Here is a 4,199-nt window from a genome sequence, read left to right on the forward strand (position 1 = left end):
TTCGCTGGCCGCCGGCGCCGACCAGTTGTTCGCGCGCCTCGTTCTCACCGCCGGCGGTGGGCTCCGGGTGATCGTCCCCTGCCGCGACTACGCGCGGACCTTCACCACCCCGGGTGATCTCGCCGGCTATCACGAACTGCTCGGCCTCGCCGAGCACACGCGTGAGCTCGACTTCCCCGCACCCACCGAGGAGGCTTTCTTCGCCGCCGGTCGCGCTGTCGCCGACGACGCCGACCGACTGCTCGCCGTCTGGGACGGCCTGCCCGCCCGCGGCCTGGGTGGCACCGCCGACGTCGTCGCCTACGCGGGAAGGCTCGGCACACCCGTGACCGTCATCTGGCCCACCGGCCTGACCCGCTGACCGGCCTGACCCGCTGACCGGGCGCCACGCCACCATGACCCCTCGACGAGGGGGCCCTTCGACCAGGGCGGACACCACGATGACGACGTACGGCCCCAACCGGGGAGACGGCCCGGACGAGCTGGCCCGGGCGGAGGCCGCGTGGGTGCTGCGCGACACGGTCCACCGCCGGATGCCCGCCGATGCCTGGCAGTCGGCGACGACCGAGGCCAGCACCGTCACAACGCTGTTGGAACGCCTCGCCGTGGCGCTGGACAGCCGGAGCACCCTCGCCTTCGGCGCCGCCCTGCGCGTGCCCGGCGGCGCCGCATCACTGTCCGACGACGTCCCCCCCGGGCGCCCCGCCCGCCTGGCCCGGAGCCCGGTGACGGCCGGGACCGGGCCGGGTCGACGTCGACGCCGCGGCCGGGGTGGGGCTGGTGGTGCGACGTGATCCCCGGCACGGATCTTGGCGCGACCGCGGCACGATCTCGGCGGGGTGGCTTATAAGTGCATGTAGACGGTCGGATCGCTGCCTGCGGGGGTGCCGTCGGCGAAGCCGGGCGGGCCTGCCGTCCGGTGAGCCCAGAGCCCGGCCCGATTCCGGTCCCGGTCGACGCATGCGGCGAGAGGACAGCCATGACGCAGCACCCAGCCGCCCAGGAGCGGGCGGGTCGTGAACGGACGGCCCGTGCGGGGACGACCGACGGCGGTGTCGAGACCGGTCTGTCACCCCGGCGGGAACGGCTGCTCCTACCCGTTCTGACCCTGGTCGGCCTGTTGATCTCGCTGATCGGCAGTGTCGGGGCGCCGCTGGTCCCGACACTGGCGCGGTCGTACCACATCTCCGAGAGCACGGCGCAGTGGTCGTTGACCATCACGTTGATGAGCGGCGCGGTCAGCACACCGCTGCTGACCCGGCTCGGTGACGGCCCCCATCGGCGCGCGGTGCTGTTCGCCGGCCTGATGGCCGCGGTGCTCGGCGGGGCGCTGGCGGCGATCCCGGGCAGCTTCGCGCTGCTCGTCGTCGGCCGGGCGCTGCAGGGTGCGGCGAACGGCCTGCTGCCCATCGCCATGTCCATCGTGCGCGACCATCTGCCCGCCGAACGGGCCCGGCGCGCGGTCGCGGTCCTGTCGGTGACGGCGGCGGCCGGCGTGGGCCTTGGCTACCCGGCCACCGGACTGATCGCCAAGTACCTCAGCTTCCACATCGGCTACATCGTGGTGGCCGGGTTCGCCGCCCTCGCGGCCGCCCTGGCCGCCGCTGTCGTCCCGTCCGACTCCGATCGCCCCCGGCGACGCATCGACCCACGCGGCGCGGTGCTGCTCGTCGTCGGATTCGGCGCGTTCATGCTGGCGCTGAGCGAGGGCGTCGCGTGGGGATGGGCTTCGGTTCGGGTCCTGGGCCTGTTCGCGGCCGCGCTGGTACTCCTGACCGGCTGGGTGTGGCAGGAACGCCGGACGGCCCATCCGGTCGTCGATCTGCGGATCATGGGTGACCGGGCGGTGCTCGCCGGCAACCTCACCGCGGTGCTGGCCGGCATCGGGATGTACCTGCTGCTGTCGCTGGTCGTCCGGTTCGTGTAGACCCCGCGTTCCAGCGGCTACGGGCTGGGGGAGACGGTCCTGGTCGCCGGGTTCGTGCTGATCCCGTTCTCGGTGCTCAGTGTCGTGTCGAGCCGGGTCGCGGCCCGCCTCGAGGACTGGCTGGGTTTCCGTCCGGTGATCCCGATCGGCTGCACCGTCTTCGTCACCGCGATGCTCGCGTTCCGGTTCGACCGTGGCTCGCTGTGGGAGGTCTGCCTGGTCATGGGCATCGCGGGCCTGGGCTCGGGATGTGTGTTCGCCGCGATGCCGCGGCTGATCCTGCGCTCCGTCCCGGCGGCGCAGAGCAGCAGCGCGCTCGGTGTCAACCAGGTGATGCGGTTCATCGGCTTCTCCATCGGCAGCGCCCTGAGCGCCACCATCCTGTCCGCCTTCACCCACGGCGGTCTCGGACTGCCCCGCGTGGGCGGCTACGACGCCGCGGCCCTCACCGGTGCCGGTGTGTGGCTCACCGCGGGCATCGTCGCCTACGTCGTCCCCGGCGGCGCACGTCCCGACACCGCATCCTCCCTCGCCACCGCTGGTTCCGCTGTCGGCCCGGGTCCGGTCGCCGCCGTCGTCCCGGATCCCGCCGCCGCGGTGGTCCCCGCGCCTGTGGGCGGGTCATCCGATCGCCACGACGCCGAGCAGGACGGCGCGGACGTGTGACGCCGGGCCCACCCCTTTCGAGGCCGTCAGGGCTGAGGATGAGACCATGACGGAATCGTCGTTTGATCCACATGTGCTGCTCGCCGCGAGCCGACTCGGTGTCCTTGCCACGATCAGGGCGGACGGTCGGCCGCAGCTGTCGCCGGTGCTGCCCTTCTACGACCGGGCGGCCGGGGTGATTCTCGTGTCCTCACGTCAGGGGCTGGCCAAGACCGCGAACCTGCGGCGCGAACCGTGGGCCGCGGTGGAGGTCACCAGCTCCGACGGCCGGTCGTGGGCGACGGCCGAAGGGGCGGTGACGCTCTCGGGGCCGGGCGACGATCCGCTCGGCCCCGAGGTCGAGATGCTCGTGGACTACTACCGCAGGGCCGCCGGTGCACATCCCGACTGGGACGAGTACCGGGCGGCGATGGTCGCCGACCAGCGTGTTCTGATCACCGTGGCCGTCGAACGGGTCTACGGGCAGTCCCTCGCCGGAACCTGACCGGGGCTGTGGTCAGCCGGCGATGCGCTCACCACAGAAGTTGGGATCGATGATGGTCTCACCGGTCCCGGTCGCGTTCACCGCGCTGAACGGGTAGCAGAGGGAGACCTTGCCGAAGTCGCGTTCGAAGTCGACGCCGGGGACGAGGCCGTTGGCGGTGTAGTTCTTCACCGCGCGCAGGCCCGAGATGAAGCGGGCCCGGGTGGGGCAGGGGCCGGCGGCCTTCAGCCCTTCGATGATCATGTCGCCGAGGATGTATCCGACCACGGCCACCGACTGGCCCGTGTCCTGAAGCTCGGGCGCGAAGCGGATCATCGCGGCACGGTAGGCGGCGGCACCCGGTGTGCTCGAATCCGGCGGCTGGACGGCATAGGTGGTCAGACCGGCCAGCAGTGGGCCGTAGGCGGCCAGCAGGTCGGCACCCGGCGGCTGGCCGCCGCTGAGAATGACCTTGGGCTGTACGCCGGCCTGCCGGACGGCGGCGACGATGCGGGAGAAGGTCTCGATCGTCAGAGGACTGGCGAGGATATCCACGTTGTTGGTGGATATCAGTCGGATGATCTCATGGATCTGGGCGTCGCTGGGAGATTCGTCCGCGCTCGTGGAAAGAGTCGGAATGCCGACCGACTGGAGGCTGGATCGCATCTGTTGCGCGATGCCGTCGCTGACGCTGAGGCCGGCGGGGTCGCCGACCACGAGGGCGCGGGTGCCACCCTTTTCCTGGGCGTACTTGCCGAAGGTGGTGACTGCCTCCGAGGAGGTGCTGGCGTTGCGGGAAAGTGAGTAGGTGAACATGTTGCGGTACTTCGACCAGACGGGTTCCACCGCGACACCAACCACCGGGATTTTGTTGGTGGCGAGGTAGTCGGCGCCGCCGCTGGATACCGGAGTCGCCTCGATGACGGCGAAGTCCTTCTTGTTCTCCACCCGGTCGCGGCTGACGACGGCATTGGTGTCGACTCGCCCTCGGTCATCCGACCAGGAGTAGTGAATCTGTCGACCGTTCACTCCGCCGGATTCGTTGATGGCGCCTAACCGGGCGTTCAGACCCGCGCGTACCGGCAGGAACGTGGTGGCGAGTGCTCCGGTGTCCGGGTAGATGAGACCTACCCGTACCTCGTT

Annotated in this window: 6 protein-coding genes; 5 read left to right on the forward strand and 1 reads right to left on the reverse strand. The window is 71.0% G+C overall.

The window, feature by feature from the left end; translation table 11 throughout:
* From G6R24_RS18785 to G6R24_RS18805, 5 genes are all read left to right on the forward strand, one after another.
* Positions 1-361 (forward strand): hypothetical protein (locus G6R24_RS18785; protein ID WP_163550512.1); only part of this gene is annotated, 361 nt, incomplete at its 5' end.
* Positions 362-440: 79 nt separating this feature from the next.
* Entirely contained in the window at positions 441-794 is a 354-nt protein-coding gene (locus tag G6R24_RS18790; protein WP_163550513.1) for a hypothetical protein, read from the forward strand.
* Between the two features lie 185 nt (positions 795-979).
* Positions 980-1,927, forward strand: a complete 948-nt coding sequence (locus G6R24_RS18795; protein ID WP_163550514.1) for an MFS transporter — start codon at positions 980-982, stop codon at positions 1,925-1,927.
* Between the two features lie 24 nt (positions 1,928-1,951).
* Positions 1,952-2,593, forward strand: a complete 642-nt coding sequence (locus tag G6R24_RS18800; RefSeq protein WP_263864089.1) for an MFS transporter — start codon at positions 1,952-1,954, stop codon at positions 2,591-2,593.
* Positions 2,594-2,639: 46 nt separating this feature from the next.
* Entirely contained in the window at positions 2,640-3,077 is a 438-nt protein-coding gene (locus tag G6R24_RS18805) for a PPOX class F420-dependent oxidoreductase (RefSeq protein ID WP_163550516.1), read from the forward strand.
* Between the two features lie 12 nt (positions 3,078-3,089).
* On the opposite strand, the gene G6R24_RS18810 is transcribed toward G6R24_RS18805, so the two are convergent.
* Positions 3,090-4,199, reverse strand: a 1,110-nt coding sequence (locus G6R24_RS18810) for an ABC transporter substrate-binding protein (protein ID WP_163550517.1), incomplete at its 5' end; no start/stop codon positions are given.

It is taken from the genome of Candidatus Frankia nodulisporulans (assembly GCF_902806475.1).
Classification (GTDB): domain Bacteria; phylum Actinomycetota; class Actinomycetes; order Frankiales; family Frankiaceae; genus Frankia; species Frankia umida.